17 protein-coding genes are annotated in these 25,114 nt (G+C 43.5%); 8 read left to right on the forward strand and 9 right to left on the reverse strand.

Annotated features, from left to right (window positions below; translation table 11 throughout):
* Positions 1-100: 100 nt before the first annotated feature.
* Entirely contained in the window at positions 101-979 is an 879-nt protein-coding gene (locus AC0L6H_RS06375) for a MipA/OmpV family protein (RefSeq protein ID WP_473393251.1), read from the forward strand.
* A gap of 62 nt (positions 980-1,041) precedes the next feature.
* Positions 1,042-2,193 (forward strand): cupin domain-containing protein, encoded by a 1,152-nt coding sequence (locus AC0L6H_RS06380; RefSeq protein WP_473393253.1) that lies wholly within the window; start codon positions 1,042-1,044, stop codon positions 2,191-2,193.
* A 25-nt stretch (positions 2,194-2,218) separates the two neighbouring features.
* Here AC0L6H_RS06380 and AC0L6H_RS06385 read toward each other — a convergent pair whose 3' ends face one another.
* Together AC0L6H_RS06385 and AC0L6H_RS06390 are read right to left on the reverse strand one after the other, a co-directional pair.
* Positions 2,219-3,034 carry a DUF2145 domain-containing protein gene (locus AC0L6H_RS06385; RefSeq protein ID WP_473393254.1) on the reverse strand — a complete coding sequence of 272 codons (816 nt, stop codon included), beginning with the start codon at positions 3,032-3,034 and terminating at the stop codon, positions 2,219-2,221.
* A 20-nt stretch (positions 3,035-3,054) separates the two neighbouring features.
* On the reverse strand, positions 3,055-3,510 hold the full coding sequence (locus AC0L6H_RS06390) for a hypothetical protein (protein ID WP_473393255.1): 456 nt from the start codon (positions 3,508-3,510) through the stop codon (positions 3,055-3,057).
* A gap of 153 nt (positions 3,511-3,663) precedes the next feature.
* On the opposite strand from AC0L6H_RS06390, the gene AC0L6H_RS06395 reads away from it, so the two are divergent.
* Positions 3,664-4,422 (forward strand): helix-turn-helix domain-containing protein, encoded by a 759-nt coding sequence (locus AC0L6H_RS06395; protein WP_473393257.1) that lies wholly within the window; start codon positions 3,664-3,666, stop codon positions 4,420-4,422.
* 37 nt (positions 4,423-4,459) lie between these two features.
* Here the strand turns inward: AC0L6H_RS06395 and AC0L6H_RS06400 are convergent, their stop codons facing one another.
* Entirely contained in the window at positions 4,460-5,110 is a 651-nt protein-coding gene (locus AC0L6H_RS06400) for an alpha/beta fold hydrolase (protein WP_473393258.1), read from the reverse strand.
* Positions 5,111-5,629: 519 nt separating this feature from the next.
* Here AC0L6H_RS06400 and uxuA point away from each other — a divergent pair.
* The 3 genes from uxuA to AC0L6H_RS06415 are packed head-to-tail and all read left to right on the forward strand — an operon-like array spanning position 5,630 to position 9,760.
* The gene (gene uxuA / locus AC0L6H_RS06405) at positions 5,630-6,823 is read left to right on the forward strand and encodes a mannonate dehydratase (protein ID WP_473393260.1); all 1,194 of its coding nucleotides are present in this window, start codon (positions 5,630-5,632) and stop codon (positions 6,821-6,823) included.
* 28 nt (positions 6,824-6,851) lie between these two features.
* Complete coding sequence (gene uxaC, locus AC0L6H_RS06410) at positions 6,852-8,264, forward strand: glucuronate isomerase (RefSeq protein WP_473393261.1); 1,413 nt, start codon at positions 6,852-6,854, stop codon at positions 8,262-8,264.
* The gene (locus AC0L6H_RS06415) at positions 8,261-9,760 is read left to right on the forward strand and encodes a mannitol dehydrogenase family protein (protein WP_473393263.1); all 1,500 of its coding nucleotides are present in this window, start codon (positions 8,261-8,263) and stop codon (positions 9,758-9,760) included. The genes uxaC and AC0L6H_RS06415 overlap by 4 nt, the downstream gene beginning before the upstream one ends.
* Before the next feature lie 18 nt (positions 9,761-9,778).
* On the opposite strand, the gene AC0L6H_RS06420 is transcribed toward AC0L6H_RS06415, so the two are convergent.
* Positions 9,779-10,480, reverse strand: coding sequence for a FadR/GntR family transcriptional regulator (locus AC0L6H_RS06420; RefSeq protein WP_473393264.1), 702 nt, complete (start codon positions 10,478-10,480; stop codon positions 9,779-9,781).
* Positions 10,481-11,249: 769 nt separating this feature from the next.
* On the opposite strand from AC0L6H_RS06420, the gene AC0L6H_RS06425 reads away from it, so the two are divergent.
* The gene (locus AC0L6H_RS06425) at positions 11,250-16,403 is read left to right on the forward strand and encodes a thrombospondin type 3 repeat-containing protein (protein ID WP_473393266.1); all 5,154 of its coding nucleotides are present in this window, start codon (positions 11,250-11,252) and stop codon (positions 16,401-16,403) included.
* 13 nt (positions 16,404-16,416) lie between these two features.
* Here the strand turns inward: AC0L6H_RS06425 and AC0L6H_RS06430 are convergent, their stop codons facing one another.
* The 5 genes from AC0L6H_RS06430 to AC0L6H_RS06450 all read right to left on the reverse strand — a co-directional run bounded on the left by AC0L6H_RS06430 (position 16,417) and on the right by AC0L6H_RS06450 (position 22,672).
* The gene (locus tag AC0L6H_RS06430; protein WP_473393267.1) at positions 16,417-17,097 is read right to left on the reverse strand and encodes a DUF4097 family beta strand repeat-containing protein; all 681 of its coding nucleotides are present in this window, start codon (positions 17,095-17,097) and stop codon (positions 16,417-16,419) included.
* 376 nt (positions 17,098-17,473) lie between these two features.
* Entirely contained in the window at positions 17,474-17,851 is a 378-nt protein-coding gene (locus AC0L6H_RS06435) for a hypothetical protein (RefSeq protein WP_473393268.1), read from the reverse strand.
* Between the two features lie 14 nt (positions 17,852-17,865).
* Positions 17,866-19,830, reverse strand: a complete 1,965-nt coding sequence (locus AC0L6H_RS06440) for an alpha/beta hydrolase family protein (RefSeq protein ID WP_473393270.1) — start codon at positions 19,828-19,830, stop codon at positions 17,866-17,868.
* Between the two features lie 102 nt (positions 19,831-19,932).
* Positions 19,933-21,543 carry a phosphoenolpyruvate carboxykinase (ATP) gene (pckA, locus tag AC0L6H_RS06445; protein ID WP_473393271.1) on the reverse strand — a complete coding sequence of 537 codons (1,611 nt, stop codon included), beginning with the start codon at positions 21,541-21,543 and terminating at the stop codon, positions 19,933-19,935.
* 241 nt (positions 21,544-21,784) lie between these two features.
* Positions 21,785-22,672, reverse strand: a complete 888-nt coding sequence (locus AC0L6H_RS06450; protein WP_473393273.1) for a DMT family transporter — start codon at positions 22,670-22,672, stop codon at positions 21,785-21,787.
* 215 nt (positions 22,673-22,887) lie between these two features.
* On the opposite strand from AC0L6H_RS06450, the gene AC0L6H_RS06455 reads away from it, so the two are divergent.
* The gene (locus tag AC0L6H_RS06455) at positions 22,888-25,062 is read left to right on the forward strand and encodes a glutamine synthetase III family protein (protein WP_473393274.1); all 2,175 of its coding nucleotides are present in this window, start codon (positions 22,888-22,890) and stop codon (positions 25,060-25,062) included.
* Positions 25,063-25,114: the final 52 nt, after the last annotated feature.

Below are 25,114 nucleotides of genomic sequence, written 5' to 3' on the forward strand. Positions count from 1 at the left end.
AACTTGATGCATGCATCGAGACGATTATATAAATTGTGTTTTGCTCTTTTTCTTACTATTTGAGTATAGAATTATACTAACGAAACTTAAGGGAAGGTATATGCAACGTGATTTTTGTCTTTTATATAGCGTCAAGCTTGTCGCCATCATTTCACTTTTAGTGGGCGCTAATGCACTTGCTAACTCGAATGCCGAGGCTGAATCACCTGATTCGCTAGACCGTAATTTAACTGGGTTTGAAGGCGTGAACGAAGCGCAGCCTTTGTGGGAATTTGGTGTTGGCGGTGGCGCTATTGAGGTTGCCAATTATCCCGCCTCTAGTGAGCGTAACTTTATTGCATTGGCAGCGCCTTACTTAGTTTATCGCGGTGACGTGTTTAGAGTTGGGGGAGGGAACGGTGCACGAGCAGTCGTGATTGAAGAAAGTAATTTTGAGGTCGATTTGTCATTTGGCGGCGCTTTTTCTGCCGACAGTGAAGACAATTCGGCACGCGCCGGCATGCCCGAGCTCGATTTTTTGTTTGAAGTAGGTCCTCAGTTTATTTACAAGGTAAAAGACTTTGATTTTGATGGCGGTGGAAATGCTCGATTAACCGCAAAGCTACAAGCGCGGGCTGTTTTTTCAACTGATTTTGGCCGCGTCGACCAACGAGGCTTTGTGATTGAACCCACTTTATCTTACCAACAACGAGGCGTTCTTTTTGAGGATACGGGTTTAAACGTAACGTTTAGTGCAATATATGCAAGCGAAAAGTTGCATGACTATTTTTACCAAGTAGATGCTATTTATGCGACTAGCAGTCGTGCGGAATATGACGCTAAAAGTGGCTACCTAGGTAGCGAGCTTTCGTTAAGTGTTTCCTTCCCGATTAGTAAATCGGCGCGTGGCTTTTTGGGGGAAGCGCGCAGTTTCATCAGGGTGCAGCTAATGAAGATAGTCCTTTATACGAGGATGATGTCACGTATAGTGTGGGCCTAGGATTTGTATGGCGCTTATATGAAAGTGAGCAAAAAGCGAGTTGGTAAAAGTAAATGATGATAATGGATAAATTTGATAAAGCATCCTTTGTGCAAGATTATTGGCAAAAAAAGCCCTGCTTAATAAAGCAATTTGCCCCCGGTTTTGAAGACCCTTTAGATGAAAATGATTTAGCAGGCTTGGCCCAAGAAGAAGACGTGGATAGCCGTATAGTGTCAAACTTAAACGGTGTTTGGGATGTGCATCAAGGACCTTTTGACGATTTTTCAGATCATTGCAAAGGTGACTGGTCGCTATTAGTGCAAGGTGTAAACAATTATATTGATGAAGTTGAGGCCCTATCGTCACTAGTTGATTTTATACCACATTGGCGCTTTGACGATGTCATGGTCAGCTATTCAACCCAAAATGCAGGTGTAGGCGCGCATACCGACCAATACGATGTATTTATAGTGCAAGGTAAGGGCAGTAGACGCTGGCAAGTCGGTTTACCTAGCACCGGCGATGAAAAAAACATTACTACGCATCCTTTGCTTAGATTAATTGAAGATTTCACACCGGTTATAGATGAAGTATTGCAACCCGGAGATGCGATATATATACCGCCAAAGCACCCTCACAAAGGCATGACTTTACTTCCCTGTTTAAACTATTCACTAGGTTTTCGTGCACCCACTAATTTAGAAGCCCTAAACGGTTTGCTTGATGAAAGTGACGACCTTCAAACTGCGCAAACACGTTATAGTGACCCTGACATTACTCGTTTACGTGGGCAAGCAACTTCGTCCATGGAAGTGACAAAAGCTGAAATAGATCAGCTAAAAGCTAATATTGTCGAATTGTTGAATAGTTCGCAAGCCGAGCATGCGCTTATGCAATACCTATCTCGCCAAGCTTTGCCTGCAATTGACGGCATTATAAGCTATACCGCCGAAGCACTTGAAGCGGCATTGTCAAACGGTAGTTGCTTCGAGAAAATGCCAGGTGTTAAACCTATATACAAAGAGCAATCATCTCCCCATTTTGTTTTTTATATAGATGGCAACAGCTTTAAGGTGGATACAGCAATCGCCGAGTTGGCAAAGTCGTTGCTAGCCAGTGACTCAATATCAGAGATCCCCAAAGCGCTTTTAGCCCAAAGCGATGAAAAACGAGACTGGCTCACTTTGCTATCACAGTTGATTGACGCTGGATACTGGATAGCCGTCGATTAAGCCGTCTCGCGAATAAATTAACTATTTAGATTGCTGTGGGGTAAATGTTTTCATCTAAGCTTACCGCATGCTCTACTAAATCATATTTTTGTAAGTACTTGGCGATGCTGGTGAAGGTCGCCGTTCTTACTTTTCCTTTGTGATCTCTGGTTGTCACGTCTTCCATCAATGCTGCCCCCAGCATGAGTTTGAAACGATTTGTTCTTACTCTTTGCGCGTCAAAATGGGCCTGAGCATTTGCTTTAAGTTGCTTGATATCACTGGTTTTATATATCGCAGCATTTAACATATCGAGGGTATGCTCAGTGCAATTTTGATACATGCTGTTATATGGGCTAGCTAAAACCGTGTATTTAGGGTTGTGCAATTTCTCATTTTCGCCTGAAGCAATAAGCTTGATTAATTGTTGCTGAATTTCTGGCGTAGGGATAACAATGCCCGCGCGCAACTCATAAGCACCCCAAAAGAAGTCAACCGGATAGTCGGTGATCAACTGGCTTTTGGTTTTATCATCTGCATCTTGGTATAGGTTATGAATTGCATAGCCGTTTACCACGCTGCCATCGCCCAAGGTAATTGCAGAATAAACGGCAATCGCGGTATGAGTGTATAAAATCCCTTTTGGTAGGTCTTTTACAGGGCGACCTACCCGAGAAATAATAAATGCTCTAGCGCCTTTAGCCGCGGCGTATTTTTCAACGCCTTTGGAAAAAGCAACGACATCTTCTGCTTTGTGTTGTATTTGCGCTTTTTGCTGACTGCCTGCATTGGCAGCCCCAACAACAAAAAATAAGGCCGCAAAAATAAAAAAACCTTTTTTAACTGCATATTTGATATTCATTGCCTTTTCCTTTTAGTCAATTAGTGCTTACTTTTCTCAATGGTGGTTTTCTTTACGGCATTAAGTGTTTCAGTTGTTGTTACCGTGGTTGTTTCTGACTTATCTTTTGTGGCCGGCGGCGTTACTTGGTTAGGTGCTGGGTCAGCAGTAATAACTAAATCGGTCACCTCCAGTGGAGCGTTGTTGTGTGCGTGTACTGATACTCGCTGACCACTGTGTGCAATAGAGTCGCCCACAGAAACGGCGACACTGCCAGCAGCTAAGCTTACGCCACCTGCTATAACAATGGGGGCAGCAACAACAGCGCTCGCCACCTTCGCACCTGTTTCTACTCCATCAACTACCGCAAGCACAACATGTTTACTCGCTTGACCACTATGATGTACCGAACCGCCTTCCGCCATAGCCGGTGGGGTAATTAGGCTAGTCGCTGTTAACGCTGAAATGATTAATGCAGATGTAAGTAACTTTTTCATTGTGATTTCCTTTTGTTTAAAGTACGAACACAATGTAGGCTTTAGTATTTATATTGTAAACCAAGTCATGAAATGTATACTTTTATGACACGCTTGGTATATTTATATGATACTTTTAGGTGAGGTTAAACAAACCAAAGGATGCGTAAAGTTATGAGTCAAATTGCCTTAGTCAGCAAAACGCTAAAGAAGCTTCTTAAACAAGAACAGCTTACCTACCGTGATGTAGCAGAAAAGCTAGCGATGAGTGAAGCGAATATAAAGCGCATCTTTGCCCACAATAGCTTTACTCTCGAGCGACTCGAGGAAATTTGCATGTTGTTGGATATATCTTTGGCCGATCTTTTTTTGATAGCGCAAAAACAAAGCGAGAAGATTAGCCAATTAAACCATAGCCAAGAAGAAGAATTACTGGCGAATCCTCGTTTATTGCTTGTTGCTGTGTGTGTGCGTGATGGTTGGACTTTTGGTGAAATCATTGATTACTACGACATTGATGAATTTGAATGTGTCCGCTTGTTGGCAAAACTAGACAAGATCCGCATAATCGACTTGCTACCCAACAACCATTACCGTTCGTTGATTGCACAAGATTTTAGATGGATCCCCGGCGGCGTACTTGAGCAGTTTATGCAAAAAGAGGTGATGGTAAAATTCATGGCACCCAAACACAACGAACCTTGGACTTTTCGCTTTTATTTACGAGGGCGATATTCGCAAAGCTCCATTGATATCATTCAGCGCAAACTTAACCAGGTTACTCAAGAAGCGGCGCAACTAAACGTAGAAGACCAATCTTTACCACTGGATAAGCGTCAACATATGGGAATGCTCTTGGCCATGCGCCCCTGGGAGCCTTCTTTGTTTGAAGACATGAAACGAAGAGCAAAAAAGGGGTCAGGGTCACTTTAGCCTTAAAGTTTCTGCGTCTTTTTTGACGCTGCAGCGCTTAGCATTCGGAAAGAGCTTGTAAGACGATTTTCCATACTTCATAGTGAAAAGGTAAACCCATATGACTGCAATTTACTTCAATAATTGTAGCCTGCAAACTGATATTGTCGACGCAAGCGGGTTTTGCTATTACTCCATCATATTTGCCGTTGATAATCGTTATAGCTTGTTTTATGGGATTTTTATCTCGCAATGCAATCTCGCGCTCTACCCAGTCTAAATCTATTCCATTTTTACGAAAACTTTCAGCGGCGGCGGTGTATTTTGGTCCACCAATCGAAGGTGTGCCCAAGGTAATTACTTGTGAAACATGTTCGGGCAATTCACGGGCAACTTCACGTGCAATACATCCACCTAAACTCCAACCAAGTAAAGCTAAAGGCTCACCTATAGTTTCACTTAGTGATTTAACGCGAGCAACCGAACGAGTGCATAAATAGGGTACGCCCATTTCTTCTTTTGTGATGGGCGAGACTTTATCTTGAGTGCTTTTCACCCACGTATCGTTAACCTCAGACAACAGAAATGGACGTTTCAATCCGGCGTCGTTAAGGCCCAAGCCCCAATCGTAAACTTTATGACCATGTAAGCCTATAAAGCGGTTCAAAGGCGCAAAGTAGCGGTTGTCAGTGCCGTAAGCAGGAAACATGACTACGTGGTTATTCGCTTTGGCAAATTCGCGGAGGATACGTTTTGTGCGCGGGTGTAGGAGCGACAAAAGGTCTTTTATCGAAAAAAGTTCTAGAAAGAAATCAATCTTTCTGGGGGGATGAAGAAGCACTGGCTTATGAGAGTTTATAAAACGATCCTCAAACCGAGAGTTGTTGTGGCAGAAAGTTGCCTATTATTTAAGCGCATCAGCGGATAAATGTCGAGGTGTTGCTAGAAATTGATTTATGAATACTATTTTTGGCCTTACCAATATTAGTAGAATTAATTTTTATACCGTCATTTTGGCTTAAGTCTGTTCCAGGGGGTGATAAAAGGCCTTAAAATAGCGTTTATTTGGTAAGGCCACTTGACATGGTGGCGCGTTTCATCGACTATTTGCCCTTGAGCAAAAATAAGAAAAGGCCGCGTGACTGTCTCACGACCTAGACGGTGAACGGTATGTACTTATCTAGCGATATTTTTTTAGTATTTCTTAACTATCCTGAGGTAACAAAACATGATTGAAACGTGGAGATGGTTTGGGCCAGACGATTCAATAAGCTTACAAAAAGTTCGTCAAGCAGGTGCTACCGGCATAGTCACCTCATTACATGATGTAAAAACCGGTGACCTATGGACAGTTGAGGCTATTCAAAGTCGCAAAGATATGATTGAGGCCGCAGGATTAACTTGGGATGTTATTGAAAGTATCCCTGTTCATAACGATATAAAAACCCGCACGGGTGATTACCTTCAATATATCGAAAATTATAAACAATCAATTGTAAATGCTGCAAAATGTGGCGTATACACTATTTGCTATAACTTTATGCCGGTGGTTGACTGGACGCGTACAAATTTAATGTACAAATTGCCGAACAACAGCCACGCTCTGCGCTTTGAAATGACTGACTTTGCCGCATACGATGTTTACGTGTTAGAACGAGACGGTGCCCGTGAAAGCTATAGCGATGCGGTACTCGAAAAAGCAGATGCACGTTTTAATGCGATGTCTGCAGCAGAACGTTTAGCCCTTGAGAAAAACATTATTGCAGGCTTGCCAGGCGGTGAAGGTTCGTACACGCGCGACAGCATTCGCGCCACCATTCAACAATTTATTGATTTAGGCACCGAAGGCTTCCGTGAGCATTTGTTTGCATTTTTACGTGACATTATCCCTGTGGCCGAATCAGTGAATGCTAAAATGTGTATCCATCCTGATGATCCACCCTTTTCCTTATTTGGATTACCGCGCGTTGTGTCGACTGCTTCAGACGCCCATCGCTTGCTTGAAGCATGCCCTAGCCCTGCAAATGGGCTCACCATGTGCGCAGGCTCATACGGTGCGCGCGGCGACAATAATTTAGTTGAGATGGTAAGAGAGTTTGGCCCCAGTATTTATTTTGTTCATTTGCGTAACGTGATACGTGAAGATGACGGTTCTTTTTACGAGTCAGACCATTTAGATGGCGACAACGATATGGTTGGATTAGTCGAAGCGCTATTACTTGAAGAAAAACGCAGAAAACAAAGCAGTGACGGCGATGATTACTTGCGCATTCCAATGCGCCCTGACCATGGCCACTTGCTCGATGACGAACTAAATCAAGAAGGTGTTAAGCCCGGTTATAGCTATGCAGGTAGACTGAAAGGATTGGCAGAACTGCGCGGTGTTATGCACACGATGTCGTCGTTCGTAAATCGTACTTAATTTATCGCACAGAGCTAAGGAAAACGAAGTGAGCACGCCTTTAATATTACACCCAGATCGTTTATTCCCAAGCGATACAAACACGCGTAATATTGCGCGTGAACTTTATACCCAAATTAAAGACCTACCTATTATTAGCCCCCATGGGCATACTGATCCAGCGTGGTTCGCGAGCAATGAAAACTTTTCTAATCCTGCAGAGTTACTTATACAGCCTGACCACTATGTGTTCAGAATGTTGTATAGCCAAGGGATTAAACTTGATGATCTTGGGATTGGTAAAAGCGAAAAAGCAAGAAATGTAACGCCAGAGACAGTCTGGGAGATTTTTGCTAAGCACTACCACTTGTTTAGAGGCACGCCTTCAAGAATGTGGATGGACTATGTGTTTTCTGAAGTATTTGGCATAGAGGTCGCTCTTAATGCATCAAGCGCAGATTATTATTACCAAACGATAAATGACAAGCTAAGTCTTGATACCTTTAAACCACGCGCTCTATTTGACCGCTTTAATATTGAGGTTATCGCGACCACCGAAAACCCGCTAGATTCCTTAGAACATCATCAATGTATTCTAGACAGTGATTGGGATGGTAAAGTAATTACTGCCTTTAGGCCTGACAATGTGCTTGACCCCGAATTCCCAACATTTGCCAAAGATATTGCAAGCTTGGGCGAAATAACCGGTGAAGACACCACTCATTTTTCGGGTTATTTGAATGCGCTACGCAATCGTCGTTTGTTTTTCAAAAAGATGGGGGCGACTTCGAGCGATCATGGCCATTTTACTCCGCGTACGGAATCTCTTTGTGCTGATGAAGCAGCTCGTTATTATGCTAAGGCTTTAGCGGGTGAGTTGAACGCTGAAGGTGCGGACGTGTTTCGCGGCCATATGCTCACGGAAATGGCGCGTATGAGCATAGAAGATGGCTTAGTGATGCAAATACACCCAGGCTGCTATCGCAATCACAATAATTTTGTTTTTGAACATTTTGGGCGTGATAAAGGCGCTGATTTACCCATGCCAACGGAATATATCCTAAACCTCAAACCATTACTGGATGAGCTAGGGAACGATCCTCGCTTGCAGATTATTTTATTTACTCTTGATGAAACTAGCTATAGTAGAGAACTTGCGCCTTTGGCTGGCCATTATCCTTGTCTTAAATTAGGGCCCGCTTGGTGGTTTCATGATAGTCCAGAAGGCATGCGCCGTTTTAGGCAACAAACAACCGAAACAGCGGGTTTATATAACACCGTTGGTTTTAATGACGACACCCGCGCTTTTATGTCTATTCCGGCCAGACACGATGTTGCTAGACGAATCGACTGCGGTTATTTAGGCCAAATGGTTGCTGAACACCGCATGACACTTGAAGAAGCACATGAGTTAGCCATTGACCTAACTTACAACCTTGCAAAACAGGCTTACCAGTTATGAATAAACGTTTGAGTTTACAAACCATGCACGAGTTGCCTGACTCAGTTATACGGCCTAATTACGATATAAAGGCACATAAAGCGGGCATTGTTCATATTGGTATTGGTGCTTTTCATCGTGGCCATCAAGCAGTCTTTACTGATGACGCTATTGCCATTAGCGGCGGCGATTGGCGAATAACTGGGGTGAGCTTACGTAGCGCGTCGGTGAGTGAACAAATGAATCCTCAAGATGGTTTGTATACCGTCACAGCCAAGTTTAATGGCAAGCAAGAAACACGATTGATCGGCTCGGTTGAGCGCGTTTTGGTGGCCCCAGAAAACCCGCAAAGTGTTATTGACCTACTCGCATCTACACAAACCAAAGTAGTAACCTTAACCGTTACTGAGAAAGGTTATCACTACGATATGAGCAAGCATGCTTTGCTCGTGTCAAATGCTGACATTCAGCATGATATAGCACATCCAAATGCGCCAGTTTCTATGCCTGGTTACATCGTTGCGGCATGTTTAGCTCGAATGCAAAATAGCCATGCAAATGATGGTGCTGTGAACAAACTCAGTGTTATTAGTTGCGATAATCTTCCCGAAAATGGCATCGTGACAAAAAAAGTAGTAATCGATTTAGCAGCTCATCATGGGGAAGAGTTGGTTGCGTGGATAAAAGCAAACGTTAGCTTTAGCAGCTCTATGGTTGACAGAATTGTACCCGCGGTCACGCAGTCAGACCGTGAAGCCTGTAAACTTAAACTAGGTATGCTTGATGAAGCGATGATACAAACCGAAACGTTTAAGCAGTGGGTAATTGAGGATAATTTTTATACGCCTATTCCTGATTGGAAAGGTGCTGGAGCTATTCTCGTTGAGAATGTTGAGCAGTACGAAAAACTAAAATTACGTACATTAAATGGCTCACATTCGGCCCTTGCTTACATGGGGGTTTTGTTAGGCTATAAATGGATACACGAGGCTATTTCAGATCCGCTCTTGTATAAGCTTATTGAACGCCTAATGGAAACAGAAACAGGGCCAAGCTTGCATACGCCGATAGGTTTTGACCTTGGCTTGTATCAAGAGCAAATCCGCGCGCGCTTCTTAAATGATGAGATTCCTTATGCAACACAACAAGTGGCAATGGATGGCTCTCAAAAGATAGTACAGCGAATTTTAGCGCCCATTATTGATAACAAAGAAGCTAAGCTAAATAGTGACTCTATTTTGATTGCAGTATTAGCGTCTTGGTTGATTTATTTGCGAGGCAAAGACGAGGCTGGTATCGAATATGAGATAAGAGATCCCTTGGCTGAAAACTTACACAAATTGGCGCTTGAAAATCAAGCTTCAGCAAGCAAATATATTGATGCGTTATTTACCCAAACGAGTATTTTCCCTGCTAGTCTTGTGAATGATAAGGCTTTCGCCACGGACGTTGTCACTGCTATTGAGGCTATCGATGAAAAAGGCTTGAAGGTGTATATTCAAGCCCTTATTTGCTAGCCGCCGTAGTCGATAGCATTATTTATTGAAGTGCGTGGCGGCGTTGGCTGTCGCGTTTTCAATGTGTAGCTTCATTGCCGTGCGTGCCCGCTCAGGGTTTCGCTGTTCTAAGGCCGCTAAAATATTCTTATGCTCTTGAATTGATGGGTGTACACCTTCTTCTCGAATGCGTTTAAGAAACATAGTGCTCAGTTCAGATTCATTTCTCAGTTTCCACAACCAATCTACTACTGACGAGATAGCACTATTTTGGCAAGCCTGAGCAATAATCGAGTGAAATTTTTGGTCAGCACGTTCTGACGCGTTAGAAAGTTTTTCTTCTTCTTCCATTTCGTCAATCGTTGCTCGTAACTCAGCAAGTTGTTCATCGGTTATACGCGCCGCTGCAAGTGCGCACGCTTCCGCTTCTAAGATGTATCTAATTTCAAGAATTTCAAATGGCCCAGCGCCTTTATCGCCTAAGGTATCGCTGATACGATGCTGAGGGTGGGTAACGTAAATACCAGAGCCGGTGCGTATTTCAATAACACCAGAGAGTTCTAGCGCAATCATTGCCTCTCTAATCGTTGGGCGACTTACGCCAAGTTGTTCAGCAAGTTCGCGCTCAGAAGGAAAGCGCTCGCCAGGCTTGATGACTTCATTGGAAATGAGCTTTTTAAGTTGCTCTGCTACCTTCATATAAAGACGGTCGCTTTTAATTGTTTGTAATTCTAAGTTCATGCAGTTGACTACTTTTTGGTATTTTTTTGAATATAGTGTGCGTTCAGCCCAAGCTAGAGTATACCCGAACTTGAATAGAAATTAGCATATTTTAAACTGTGCATTATTTCTACGCCAGCACCCGTCAACTATCGCCTTACAACCGTCATCTTCGCGAAGGCGAAGATCTCCAAAACAGCCTAGTAAACATAATAGAAGATTGAACTTCTATGTGTAATGTTGGAGGTTCTTGCCTTCGCAAGAATGACGGGGTTATCGCAAGAATGACGCGGGGGAGCGCAAGAATGACGCGGGGGTATCCTATGAAGGTGGTATGTAAATAAATAGTTATTTCGGTAGTGGGTACTTACTAGGGCGGTTTGAGAAAGGGCTTTTAAAACAAATGCGAGCACTGCCCTGAGCTTTGGCAACAGGTAGTGTCATAGTGAGGTCAAAGATTGCAACGAAGGCTTTTTGCCGTTAGGAAGAACTCTTGTCTTAGGCCAAGTATTTAAAGGCGGGTCGCTATGTCAATCAGAATGCCCACAATTTTGGGTATATAAATTCATCCGTATATCTTAATACTCATAATTAAGCAACGCAGAATAATCCTCATGCTCCTTAGCCGACAAGAGGCAAGGGAATAACTGAAATTCATCTTAGAATTAGTCGCATATAGCAAGTTTGGTCCCCTATTTAAGCCTAAAGGTTTTGGCTATAAACGCGATGTATTCCTTAGTTATTTTGTTTTTATTACTACCCAAGCTCCCCCTTAGTCAGGATGGCAAAATTGAAGTCGACAATAAGCAATATTTGGCAGCACTCAAGATTGAAAGATAGTCGTGTTTTTTCAAGATCATTCGCGACCCTGTGTCTTTCTATTCTTGTTATTTCCCTAAATGTTAGTGCTCAAGAAACTGCAGACACACGCGCGCCCGTTTTACACAGATTAACCCTTACACCTGATAACGTGGCGTTAGACTCATTAAACGCAAATGGACTCGAAATTTCAGTAACGCTTGTTTTTGAAGATGATAATGCTGTTTCGACAGGTGATTTTTACTTAGAAAATAGCGACAGCAGCGAGCAACTGCTTTTTATTCAAGAAGGCGAATGGACAAAGAGTGGCGATTTCCATACAGGTGTTTTTACAACTAGCATTAGCAACTTAGAACCGTCTGGCATGTGGTATGTGAGTTCATTGGTGGCTACCGACAGCGAAGGTAATTCAACTAGTGATTACGATACAGCTGAAGAACTAATTCTAGCCGCACAAATCCCCTTCATATCAACAACTGAATCAAGCAATGATATGGTTTTCGACGGTCAAATCGAAGTAAGTGCGACTTTAAGCCAAACCGGCAACACCCAAAAAAGCTACTTAGACCTTGTGCTTGAAGATGGCATTGAATACGACCTTTGGTTTGTTGCCAACGCCAGTACCGAGTTTGAAAGCATTGTGTTTACAAATGGGATTAGCATCGCACAATCGTGCACAACCTTTGTTGACTATACAAAATGCCGTGTGACCTCATCAAACAATAATCTAGCAATCTTAGCGACGGTTGACACACAATCAAGTGATTCGGTTAGCTATGGCTATAGTGTATTGCTTCAGCCTATTCGTGACGGTAGCGAAGCGCTGTGGTTAAACAACTATGCCGAATTTCCACGCGTTGATGTAGACAACGACGGCATCCCAAACGAGCAAGATGTAGATGATGACAATGATGGCGTAAATGATACCGAGGATTTATTCCCCTTTGACGCTAGCGAGTCTCTGGATTTTGATTTTGATGGGGTAGGTAACAACGCTGATACTGATGATGATAACGACGGCGTGATTGATGAACAAGATGCCTTCCCATTCGATCCTTTAGAAAATAATGACAATGACAACGATGGCTTAGGCGATGTTGCTGATAATGACGACGACAACGATTTGGTCATTGATTCACAAGATGCCTTTCCCTTCGACCCAACTGAAAGCCTTGATAGCGACGCTGATGGCATAGGTAACAATGCTGACAACGACGACGACAATGATGGCGGCACCGATGATAACGATGCGTTTCCCCTAGACCCCACCGAAACTATTGACAGTGACGGTGACGGCATAGGGAACAATGCAGATACCGATGATGACAATGACGGCGTACTTGATGTAAACGATGCGTTCACCCGTGACCCTAGCGAAAGTATTGATACCGATGAAGACGGCATAGGCAACAACGCCGACGATGATGATGACAACGATGGTGTGTTGGATGTTGACGATTTATTTCCACTTGATAATGGGGACTTTGACGACAACGACCAAGATGGTGTTGGCGACAATGCAGACCTTGACGATGACAACGATGGCGTTAATGACGAAGACGACGCATTCCCGTTTAATGCCAACGAGACCAGTGATTTTGATAACGACGGTATAGGTAACAACGCTGACCCAGATGACGATAACGATGGCCTCGACGATAGCCATGACGAGTTCCCCTATGATGCCAGCGAAGTGGCTGATTTTGACGGCGACGGAATAGGTAATAATGCCGATACAGACGACGATAATGATGGTGTATTAGACGTAGTCGATGCTTTTGTCTTTGCGGTAACTGAATGGTTTGATACCGACAATGACGGTATTGGCGACAATGCTGACCCCGATAACGACAATGATGGCGTTGATGACCAATTCGATGCTTTCGAAAATGACCCTCTAGAAACGATAGATACTGATGGAGATGGCATAGGGAATAACAGTGATACCGACGACGATAACGACGGCGTACTTGATGCACAAGATAGATTTCCGCTAGATGCCAGTGAAAGTGCAGATACTGATGCTGATGGTATTGGTAACAATGAAGACCTCGATGATGATGGTGACCGTGTCCCTGATGAGATTGATTTGTTTCCCTTAGATAGCAGCGAAAGTGCTGATAACGACTTAGACGGTGTAGGCAACAATGCCGATAGCGACGACGACAACGACGGCGTGCTAGATATAGATGATGCATTTGACTTTGATGCAAGTGAAAGCATAGACACCGACGGCGACGATATAGGCGACAATGCCGATACCGACGACGACAACGATGGCTTTGAAGATAGCAATGACCTATTTCCTCTTAACCCTTTAGAATGGGCCGACAACGACCTTGATGGTCAGGGAGATAACAGTGACAACGATGACGATAATGATGGCATTGCTGATGCTGATGATGCTTTTTCCTTTGATGCCACCGAAACCTTAGATAATGACGGTGACGGCATAGGCAACAATGCCGATACTGACGATGACAATGATGGTGTTTTAGATGATGTAGATGCCTTCCCTTTTTCAGCAGCTGAGCAACTAGATAGCGATGCTGACGGTATTGGTAATAATGCTGATCAAGATGATGACAACGACGGTATTGTTGATGTAGATGATAGTCAACCTTTGAACCCCAGCATCGGTGATGATCAAGCACCTACCATAGACGGCATTAGCGATTTAATAATAGAAGCTACAGGCCCGTTAACGACTATTCCATTGACCGAACCACGTGTACGCGATAACAACCTCAATCCGGCGACCTTAAGCAGTGACTATGTGCAGCCGCTGCCTTTAGGTGAGCATGTTATTACTTGGAAGGCAGTCGATTTTGCTGGCAACATAAGCACTTTGGCGCAAAACGTAGTCGTTCAAGATACCATTGCGCCAGTGTTTGATGAAAGTGCAGTGCTTGATATAAGGTCACGAGGCATATTAACTGATGTAAGCCAAGACATTAGCGAAAGCGCTACAGATTTGGTTGATGGTGAAATAGATGCCGTACTGATTACTGAAAATAACCTTAAAGCGGGTGCGCAAAGCGTCATGTTGCAGGCGACAGATGCTTCAGGAAATGCATCAATCAAAGAACTATTTGTTAACATACTACCGACTTTCACCGCCAAAGCCTATGGGGTTTCTGCGCCAGGTAATCGCTTGCGCTTACCTATTGTGCTGTCGGGCAAAGCGCCAGAGTATCCTGTTAGTGTTGAGTACACCGTAGTTGGCCCCGTCACTTCAGCAAGTTCTGGTGTTTTCTATATTAACCAAGGCCAGCGCGCCACCCTTGATATTGACGTGGCAGCGACGGCTAACTTAGGCGATACACTTTGGATTAATTTTGCCAACCCACAAAATGCGGCAATTGGTCGTTTGTCTCAAATTCGTATTGACCTTAGTAATGCGAACCAAGCACCAGTAGCGGATATAAAATTACTGCAAAATAGCGAGGTTGTGAGTTTAGCGTATCAAGACCAAGGCGAAGCAACCTTGCTGGCGAACATACGAGACATCAATCTCGATGACTTTCATCAAGTGGTTTGGGAAGTGGTAGCCCAAGGCAACCGTGACAATGTGCTCAGCATCGCTGACCTTAACAATGACAACAATTCAGCGACTTTTGAATTCAATCCAGCCTTGCTTGAAGCAGGTGAATATATCGCTCGGGCGCAAATTAGTGAACGCAATACCGCAGAGCTTTATTCGTCTAGTATTGAGTTTGCCTTTTCAGTCGCAGCGCTAAAACCTGTGTTATCTGCATTTATTGATAGTGACTTTGACGGTCTTTCTGACCAAGCGGAAGGGCTTAGCGATGACGATTTAGATGGTGTGCCAGACTACCTTGACGATGAAGAAAATACCGCGACTTTACCCACGGGTGCAAGCGAACAACCCATCACAACACTCGCTGGATATCGGTTAACCTTAGGTGACATCGCCAAAATGAGTGAAGCGCAAAGTGCTGCAAATGCGGTGATTTCAGAATTTGATATTCAAACTTATGGACTGTCGTCGTATTATCCAGACGTAGAGGTGGACGACCCGCATTTTGATGCGATTCAGCAAATTACCAATTTCAATATTGAAAACTTAGAAAGCATTGGTGAAAGTGTGCCGGTGGTAATTCCTTTAAATACGGGTTCCTTAATTCCCGAAGATGCTGTGTATCGCAAATTTAATAGTCGTGATGGTTGGTTTACCTTTGTTGAAAATGCACACAATGTAATTATGTCGGCTCCATTTGATGCAAATGGCAACTGCCCTGAAACAGATTCGAGCCTTTATTTAAATGGTTTAACGCCGGGCGATAATTGTATTCAGTTAATTATTCAAGATGGCGGACCAAACGATGCTGATTTGACTGAAAACGGTCTCATAAAAGATCCGGGCGTGTTATCACGACGCTTACCAAATCGCTCACCACTGATTAACGTAGCACAGCAAACTAACGTATTTGAAGGAGAAACCGTTCGCGTTGATGCTTCATTAACTACCGATGCTGAGGGTGATGATCTTTTATTTACTTGGACGCAAATAGGCGGTATTCGTATAAACTTAGGTGAAAATATTTCCCCACTGCTGAGTTTTAACGCGCCGCAAGTTAGCGAGAATGAATCTTTACTGTTTCGTTTAGACGTTTATGATGGCCGCGACACGTCAAGCGTAAATATTCGTGTGAATATTTCTAATAAAAACTCCATTCCGACAGTGTCGATTGATGCGCATAGCAGTTCGGTAAATGAAGGCGATCAGCTCACCTTGACCGCCGATACCTATGATGCAGATGGCGACTTCCTTTCGTTTGAATGGCGTCAGATAAGTGGGCCTAGCGTAGTTTTAAGTGGGCAAAATGGACAGTCACTTAGCCTTACCTTGCCTGAAGTTAATGCCACTACGTCGGTGACGCTTGCAGTATTTGTTGCTGATAGTGAAAAACAGGTGTCGGCATCTACAACGATTACCATTGTTGACACAACTTCCGTACCCGAGCCAAGTGATGGTGAGGCAAGTGGTGGCGGTGCTATGAATATTTATTTGTTGGCTTTAGCTTGTGTGATTGCATGGACGCGGCGCAAAAAAAGCCCTATTGGCGTCAATAGGGCAAGTCTAGGAGGGTTGAATAAATGACTAGTGTGTGGTTTTAAAACTTTTCAATTACTTTGCTACGCAAGCTGTCGTCATCAAAGTCGAACTCTACCGGGCCTTCAATAATAATATTGCCTTCAACAATCACGCCTTTTTCAATTCGTAGTACGGGTAAACGCTGCGAGTAGTTGTTGTTATTGTTTCTGCGCTTATAAACAATGTCACCCTGTACACGGGTTTTACCCAATAATTCGATTGATGCATTTACGGTTTCGATGTTCTTTTCTACTACAACTCCTTCAATCACTATTTTGCCGTTCACAGATGTTACGCTGCCTTTTACTAGCGAGTTTTTGTTCAGTTCAATTTTCCCATTGACGGTGCTTACATCACCATTTGCCGTTAGACCCGTTCCCGCGCTAAGTTTGCCATTGACGGTTGAGAGATCATCCAAGCTCACGTTATCGCCAACCGATAGGCGGCCATTAACGCTTGAGACATCTTCGGCTGTCACGTTATCTTCAATGGTGAGTCTGCCATTAACTGCAGATGCGTCTTCGATGGTTTTGCCTTCACCAATGGTTAAGGATTTGTTGACTGTTGAATAATCTCCGTCCATTGATATTCGAGCACTCGCTTTGCCAGAACCAACGTGCACGATGCACCCTGCTAATAGAATGAGCGACATTATTGCTACGATAAAGGTCAATACGGGTCTTTTTACTTGCTTGGTCATGTTTGTGTCCTTTTACTATTTTCTTATTAGAATGTGTGTATTTTATAAGTCTTTGTAACAAATTCAGTGCCAATATTATTTAATCAATAAAAACAATTAGATAAGTGAATTCGTCGTCAATGAGACGAAAAGTAGACTGCTAAAATCGTTAACTTTTGGTGTATTTGATTATTAAGTCGCTCTATTTCTTAGGAAGGTTTAAATGGCTGGTAAAAAATAAAACCTTGGGGAGGCATAATGTTAATCTTTTAAGCGAATCGTCTTTTTTGCAAAGGGAGGGGGTTTAATACTTAATCGAATCGTCTTTCCTGCGAAGGCAGGAATCTGCTTGATACAACCGCTTTCATCCCATAAATAGAGGATGTTTTTGGAGATCTCAGCCTGCGCTGAGATGACGGGTGGCGCGGACGACGAAGGGGGCGCGGATGACGGAAAGGGCTCGGGTGACGAAAGGGGCGCGGATGACGAAGGGGGCGCGGATGACGGAAAGGGCTCGGGTGACGAAGGGGGCGCGGACGATGAAGGGAGGGGGTTTAATATTTAATCGAATCGTCTTTCCTGCGAAGGCAGGAATCTGCTTGATACAACCGCTTTCATCCCATAAATAGAGGATGTTTTCGGAGATCTCAGCCTGCGCTGAGATGACGAAAGGGGCGCGGATGACGAAGGGGGCGCGGATGACGGAATGGGAGCGGATGATGGGTGAGGGGGCGGAAGGCGAAGGGACGCAGAAGGCGCAGGGAGGGGGCGCCAAAACGCCCCTATAAGCTATAAGTCTAAATGTTTGTCTAAAAACTTTAGTACCTGCTCGTAGTAATGCAGTCTGTGCTCTGGCTTATAGAAACCGTGTCCTTCGTCTTCTAATAACTCATACACATATGGATGCTTTGCCTCATCTAAGGCGGCTACTAAAGATTCAGCTTGTTCTATGGGGGCTCTTTGGTCTTCTCCGCCATGAACTATAAGGACGGGGGCTTTTAATTTATCTATATTGTAGCTAGGAGAAAAGGCCTTAAGGTTAGCTTCATCGGTACCTAACACCTTTTTTAAGAAGGTTTGGCCGCTGTCTCGTTCAGCTACATCGCCCTCTTCAAACATTAGCGGTAAATCATAAACACCCACCACACCAATGGCACATTTAAACATATCGGGTTCTAGAATCGAGCTTTGCAAGGCTGAGTAACCGCCAAAGCTTGCCCCCATTATACAAATATTATCTTTATTAACTGTTCCTTCAGATATGAGGTGTTTGACACCATCTATTATGTCGAACTGAATTTCACTGCCCCATTTTCTATGGCCTGAATGCTCAAAATCACGACCGTATCCACCCGATCCTCGGAAATTAACCTTCAACACAGCCATACCACGGCTCGCAAGTAGCTGAGAACTAGGATCGTAACCCCACCAATCTCTTGGACCATGCGGACCGCCATGAGGCATCACGACAAGCGGCAGGTTTTTGGTTTCAACATTGTTTGGTATGGTTAAGTAGCCATAGATTGTCTTACCGTCTCGGGTTTCAAAATTAATGGGCTTGGTTTTTGCCATTTGTTCTGGATTAATCCACGCCATCGATGAAAACAAACGCCCCAGATTGTTGGTATTTGCATTAAACAGGTAGTAATCACCGGGATTACTGTCACTAGAAGCATATACGATACTCAACTTGCCATCTGAAGTACTGCTAACCAATTGAACTTGTTGACCTTGCAAAGCTTGTATTAACGACTTTAATTGAGCGCTCTTTTTTGATCCGTTGTCGATGAAAGAATAAGTCGGGTAATCAAGCTCAGTTTCGATGGCATAAAGTTCTTTAGAAATTTCATCAACCCACACATCTTTAGGCGAGACACGCTCATCTTGCGACAAAAGTGTAAACTCGTTGGTGTTGACATCCAAAGCGTAAACGCCTTTTGGCTCGCCTTCTTTAGAGGCGCTGACATATACGATGTCTCCCGAGCTATCGAAAGTGAGTAATTGAATGTCTTGAAGATCTTTTCGGCCCAAATCAGCTGTTTGCCATTCTGACTCTTCTGGCTTACGTATATATACTTTTTGATTAATGTAGTCGTCACTGCTCACTGCCACTCTTACATTACCATCATGGTCAGTTACAAATACTGCCATTCGTGAAGGAGACCGGGTAACCGTCTTTCGTTTGCCGGTATACACATCGACCTCATACACAATGGTATAAGGGTCTTTGCTAGCGGTCCAAGGGTATGTGACGATAAGCATTTTACGCTTGTTATCGACCAGCGGGTCAAGTACAAAAGATGTGCCAACGAGGGGTTTCGCTCCACTTTTTAGGCGGCTAGCAGTAGCGACGCCACTCTTATATCCAGCTAAATACTCCCCTTTACTGCCATCAGCGTTTATACCAAACAATTCGCCATGATACTGAGGATGGTCTTGCCAGCCTCTTAGGTATTGCTTTGCAATAACAACTCTTTCATCATTCACCCACGAGTAACTCCCTACCTGCGCATTTCCGGGGAATTGCACAGCATGAAGTACTTTAAAGGTTTTCATATCCAAAATCGCTAATACGCTTTTGCCTTCTGGCTTTGTAACAACCGCTAAGTAATCACCTTTAGGCGATATCTTTACTTGGCTGTATTCGGTACTGCGACTGAAATGCTCAACAGGGATGTTGCTCGTTTTAGCACTGACAGTGCTGCCTAATAGAAGAGCAACGGTAAGAATAATAGTAGAAAAATAGGTAGCCATAAAATTCCGTTTTTGTAAAAACGCCAAGCTTACCTAAGGGGACTTAATTTTTCAATGTTCGAAAAGAAACATAGCACAGCATTTAGCTGTGCTATGTACAAACTAATACACTGGGACTTTAGGCCCTGCACTAACTAGAGCACGGCCTTCATCGGTGTCAGTAAACTTCTCAAAATTTTCGATAAATAAGCCAGCCAAATCTTCTGCTTTCTCTTGCCATTGAGCACTTTCGGCGTAGGTCGCACGAGGATCGAGTATTTTTGAATCAACTCCGTGTAGCTGTGTTGGAATTTGTAAATCAAAAATAGGCAACTGATGGCTTGGTTCATCATCAATACTACCGTCTAAAATGGCATCGATGATGGCACGAGTCGCCTTAATAGAGATTCGTTTGCCTGTGCCGTTCCATCCGGTATTCACTAGGTACGCTTGGGCGTTTGCCATATTCATCCGCTTTTCGAGCACATGTGCATATTTTGTTGGATGCAAGGTAAGGAAGGCTGCACCAAAACAACTTGAGAAGGTTGGCGTGGGTTCAGTTATACCGCGCTCAGTGCCAGCTAGTTTGGCTGTAAAGCCCGACAATAAATAATACTGTGTTTGCGCCGCGTTAAGCTTTGATACTGCGGGTAACACACCAAAGGCATCGGCGGTCAAGAAAATTACTTTGTTAGCATGACCTGCTTTCGAAACGGGTTTAACAATATTATGAATATGATGAATGGGATATGAAACCCGTGTATTTTCGGTCAATGAATTATCATCAAAATCGATGGCGCCATCGTCAGCAACTACCACGTTTTCGAGTAAGGCATCACGTTTAATTGCTTCGTAAATATCTGGTTCGTTTTCTTTCTTTAAATTGATGGTTTTGGCGTAGCAACCACCTTCAAAATTAAACACGCCATTGTCATCCCAGCCGTGCTCATCATCTCCAATCAGTTGGCGCTTCGGATCGGTCGATAAGGTGGTTTTGCCGGTGCCAGATAATCCGAAAAAGATGGCCACATCGCCTTTTTCGCCAACGTTTGCACTGCAGTGCATAGAGGCAATATCTTGTAGTGGCAAATAGTAGTTCATCATCGAGAACATACCTTTTTTCATTTCCCCGCCATACCATGTTCCGCCTATTAACTGAATGCGTTCGCTTAAGTTAAAGGCAACAAAGTTCTCAGAGTTTAGGCCTTGTTCCTTCCAATTCGGGTTAGTGGTTTTCGCACCATTCATGACAATAAAGTCAGGCTCAAAGTCGGCTAATTCTTGCGCTGTTGGGCGAATAAACATATTGGTGACAAAGTGCGCCTGCCACGCTACCTGCATCACGAATCTCACCGCTAGGCGCGTGTCTTTATTGGCGCCACAAAATGCGTCTACAACAAATAAGCGTTTGTCACTCAATTGCGTTGTAATCAGGCCTTTTAGACTTGACCAAACTTCTGGAGAAATCGCCTTATTGTCATTTTTTCCTTGATCAGCCCACCACATGGTATCTCTGGTCACATCGTCTTTCACAATGTACTTGTCTTTAGGTGAGCGACCCGTAAATTGACCTGTTTTTACCGAAACAGCACCTAGTTCGGTTACATATCCCTTCTCGAAACCTTCGAGCGAAGGATCGGTGGTTTCCTTAAATAATTGTTCATAACTTGGGTTATGAATTATTTCTTTATTTGTTTCTATTCCGTAAGTTTTCAAAGAATTGATCAGTTTCACTTAAATACTCTTCCTAATGGCCAATTTGTCTGCAGCGGGCTTTGTTATTTGCTCAAGCAGGATTTGTGAGAGTTTTAGAGTAACAAATTTAAAAGTATTTTTTGTATTTTTAATAGTTATTTTGAAAGTTTTCAGACTAAAGTTGATCGGGATCTTGAAAACTTTCAATTAATGTTAAAATTCTTTTAAAAAATTTAAATTTTTGTGAGTGAATTTTACGATAAAGTCGATATTGTGTTGGCTATTTGCGCGGTGAAGCAGAAACTTGCGTTAGCCTACTCGTCCAATATGCCCCAAGCATTGCCAGCAAGAATCCAGGAATCGTAATTAACTTGGGAATTTCACCGGCTACCGGCCAAGCAATCAATGCACCTACCGCAGGCACCATGAACATAATCGATGCGACTTTTGACACAGAACCGTTTCTGACGATAAATAGCATTAACATGATCCCCAAAATCGAGTTGCCCAATACTAAGTATGATAGCGATGCAACAAAAGGCAGCGTAATTGTGGCATCAAAGCCTTCAAAGTAATAAGCAACAGGTAAAGATACGACAGATGCGAAAGCGTATTGCACCCAAGTACCGACGATAGGATGAACGTCTAATTTTCGTTGTTTGTCGATTACCTGTCCAATAGACATGCCAACAACAGCAGTAAAACCAAGGATAGCCCCTAGTAAAAACCCCTGATTTTGCTGCATGTCGACACCAATAATAAGGGCAGCGCCCGATAAGCCTAAACACAACGACAGCCATATTTTCCAAGATGGCATTTTTCGCGCAAACAGCGCCGCTGAAATAATGACCAGTACCGGTTGACTGGCCGCAAACAAGGCCATAATGCTGGCACTAGCACCTAGCTTCATTCCTACATAAATACTACCAAAGTGGCCAATATGTAAAAATAAACCTGTGCCCATTAGGCTATAACATGTCGATAGTGTTGGCATCTTTAAGCGCAGCAGTAAAACAAATGGCGTGAGCACTAAAAACGCGCCCGTAAATCTATAGGCTAATAGATTTAGTGGTTCGGTGTATTCTAAGGCTAGTTTAGCGACCGCATAGCCTGCGCTCCACACGCACAAAAAGAGCAAGGGGAAAAATGGTTGAATTCTAGTGAGCATGGGTTTCGCACAATGAAAGTATGAAGTGACGTTAACAGTTTCTGCTACGCCTATCAATGCGACTTAGTGTCTACAAGCAGAATGTTACTACTTTGGTATCAAGATTCAATGTTGGACTAATTATTGCTCAGTGACTTGTAAATACTTTTAGAGACGCGCTGAATTTTAGCTATAAAAGTCTCTGCTCCCCTTTATATACAGGCCAAGGAAATCAGATGAGTGGATTGACACCAAGAAAGAATGCGATAACTGAAATCACAAACCGTGCTCCAAAAGAGTGCAAGATGCCCGGTCCGTTGAGCCAAATTTGGGCAACGGATGTTTTTGGTTTAGCTGCAATGGAAGAAGCATTATCTAAAAATGCATTTAAAGCAATAAAGAAAACGGTTCAAACTGGTGCGCCACTTGATTCAGCGACAGCTGATATTGTCGCGGCAGCCATGAAAGATTGGGCAATGAGTAAAGGCGTTAAGTTTTTCTCGCACATTTTCTACCCAATGACCAACATTACTGCTGAAAAGCATGATGGCTTTATTATTACTAATTCTGATGGCGGTGCAATTACCGAGTTTACCGGCAGTTTGCTTATAAAGGGCGAGCCTGACGGTTCATCTTTCCCTAATGGTAGCTTGCGTATGACTAACGCCGCGCGAGGCTATACTGCATGGGATCCAACTAGCCCAGCCTACGTGATGCATACCGCAAATGGTGCCACCTTGATGATACCAAGTGTATTTATGTCTTGGACAGGTGAAGCTCTAGATAAAAAAATCCCATTATTACGCTCAAACAAAGCCATGGACAAAGCTGCACAAAAAGTACTTGGCCTAATGGGTGAAACTGAAATAGCACCGCTTAATTCTAGCTGTGGTGCTGAGCAAGAATACTTCTTAGTTGACGAACATTTTGCCAATGCCCGTCCTGATTTGTTGCTAGCGGGGCGCACTTTGTTTGGTGCACCGCCGGCTAAAGGCCAGCAGTTTGACGACCATTACTTTGGTGCAATACCTGCGCGCGTTCAAGTATTCATGCAAGACTTTGAAGACAAACTATTCCGCTTAGGTATTCCTGCCAAAACTCACCATAACGAAGTAGCCCCTGGTCAATTTGAAATTGCGCCTTATTTTGAGGCCGCTAACGTTGCCGCTGATCACCAGCAGTTGTTAATGACGCTAATGAAAAGTACCGCAAAAGAACATGGATTTTTATGCTTATTGCACGAAAAGCCTTTTGCTGGTGTAAACGGTTCAGGTAAGCACGTTAACTGGTCGGTAGGTAATGCAACTCAGGGTAACTTGCTTGATCCGGGTAGCACGCCGCATGAAAACCTTAATTTCTTGCTATTTTGTGGTGCAGTAATTCGTGGTGTGCATTTATACGGCCCAATGCTACGCGCAGTAATTGCATCTGCCGCTAACGACCATCGCCTAGGCGCAAACGAAGCACCTCCTGCTATCTTGTCGGTCTATTTAGGTGACCAGTTAGAAGGCGTATTTAAAGATATTAAAGCAGGTAAATTACTCGAAAAAGCCAAAGGGGGTCTAATGGATTTAGGCCTATCTCAAATCTTAGAGTTTGAACGCGATCCGGGTGATCGAAATCGTACTTCTCCTTTCGCTTTCACGGGTAACCGTTTCGAGTTTAGGGCTGTTGGTTCATCTCAGTCGGTATCTGGCCCATTAGTCGCAATGAATACGATGTTAGCAGATTCACTTTCTTGGATTTCTGACAAGTTAGAAGCTGTTATGGCGAAAGGCGAAGACAAAACCGCTGCTGTTATTACGGTATTGCAAGAGTTAATGGAACTGCATGGAAACGTCATCTTTGGTGGCGACGGCTATTCTAGCGAATGGCATAAAGCCGCTGTTGAAGAGCGTGGACTTAAAAATATTCCAACCTCAGCAGAAGCATTACCTGCGTTTAAAGAAGAGTCGGTTATTAAACTCTTTGAATCGACCGGCGTACTTTCGCCTGCTGAATTAGCAAGTCGTTTTGAAGTGTATGCTGAGCAATATATTTTATCTATTGAAGTTGAATCGAAGTTGGTTGTAGGTATGGCGAGCACTCGCATTTATCCTGCTACAGTAGAATACTTAGATAGCTTATCAAGCGCCGCTTATAATCTAAGCAAGCTTAAAATAGAAATCAGTCACAATAGTATTGATAAAATCGCCAGCGAAACAGACTTGATGATGGCAGCCGTTACCAAGCTACAAGATGCGCTTGAAAAAGAAGATTTTGACACGGTTGAAGATCACTTAAATTACTGTGCTCACACCTTGTGTCCGCTAATGCTTGAAGTACGTAGCCACGCTGATGCACTGGAATTAATCGTATCTGACGACTTATGGCCATTGCCTAAGTATCAAGAAATGTTGTTTATTAAGTAAGAGTTTAATCCCCTTGGGGTCATCTCAGCGCAGGCTGAGATCTCCCCAAAGC

This window comes from Glaciecola sp. G7-5 (genome assembly GCF_055808975.1).

Excerpts from the sequence above, each read along its gene's own strand:
- AC0L6H_RS06395 (WP_473393257.1), top strand. The coding sequence starts at position 3,664 with ATGAGTCAAATTGCCTTAGTCAGCAAAACGCTAAAGAAGCTTCTTAAA.
- AC0L6H_RS06400 (WP_473393258.1), bottom strand. The coding sequence starts at position 5,110 with ATGTTTCCTGCTTACGGCACTGACAACCGCTACTTTGCGCCTTTGAAC.
- AC0L6H_RS06390 (WP_473393255.1), bottom strand. The coding sequence starts at position 3,510 with ATGAAAAAGTTACTTACATCTGCATTAATCATTTCAGCGTTAACAGCG.
- AC0L6H_RS06450 (WP_473393273.1), bottom strand. The coding sequence starts at position 22,672 with ATGCTCACTAGAATTCAACCATTTTTCCCCTTGCTCTTTTTGTGCGTG.
- AC0L6H_RS06380 (WP_473393253.1), top strand. The coding sequence starts at position 1,042 with ATGGATAAATTTGATAAAGCATCCTTTGTGCAAGATTATTGGCAAAAA.
- AC0L6H_RS06430 (WP_473393267.1), bottom strand. The coding sequence starts at position 17,097 with ATGACCAAGCAAGTAAAAAGACCCGTATTGACCTTTATCGTAGCAATA.
- AC0L6H_RS06440 (WP_473393270.1), bottom strand. The coding sequence starts at position 19,830 with ATGGCTACCTATTTTTCTACTATTATTCTTACCGTTGCTCTTCTATTA.
- AC0L6H_RS06375 (WP_473393251.1), top strand. The coding sequence starts at position 101 with ATGCAACGTGATTTTTGTCTTTTATATAGCGTCAAGCTTGTCGCCATC.
- AC0L6H_RS06420 (WP_473393264.1), bottom strand. The coding sequence starts at position 10,480 with ATGAACTTAGAATTACAAACAATTAAAAGCGACCGTCTTTATATGAAG.
- uxuA (WP_473393260.1), top strand. The coding sequence starts at position 5,630 with ATGATTGAAACGTGGAGATGGTTTGGGCCAGACGATTCAATAAGCTTA.
- AC0L6H_RS06415 (WP_473393263.1), top strand. The coding sequence starts at position 8,261 with ATGAATAAACGTTTGAGTTTACAAACCATGCACGAGTTGCCTGACTCA.
- AC0L6H_RS06385 (WP_473393254.1), bottom strand. The coding sequence starts at position 3,034 with ATGAATATCAAATATGCAGTTAAAAAAGGTTTTTTTATTTTTGCGGCC.
- AC0L6H_RS06455 (WP_473393274.1), top strand. The coding sequence starts at position 22,888 with ATGAGTGGATTGACACCAAGAAAGAATGCGATAACTGAAATCACAAAC.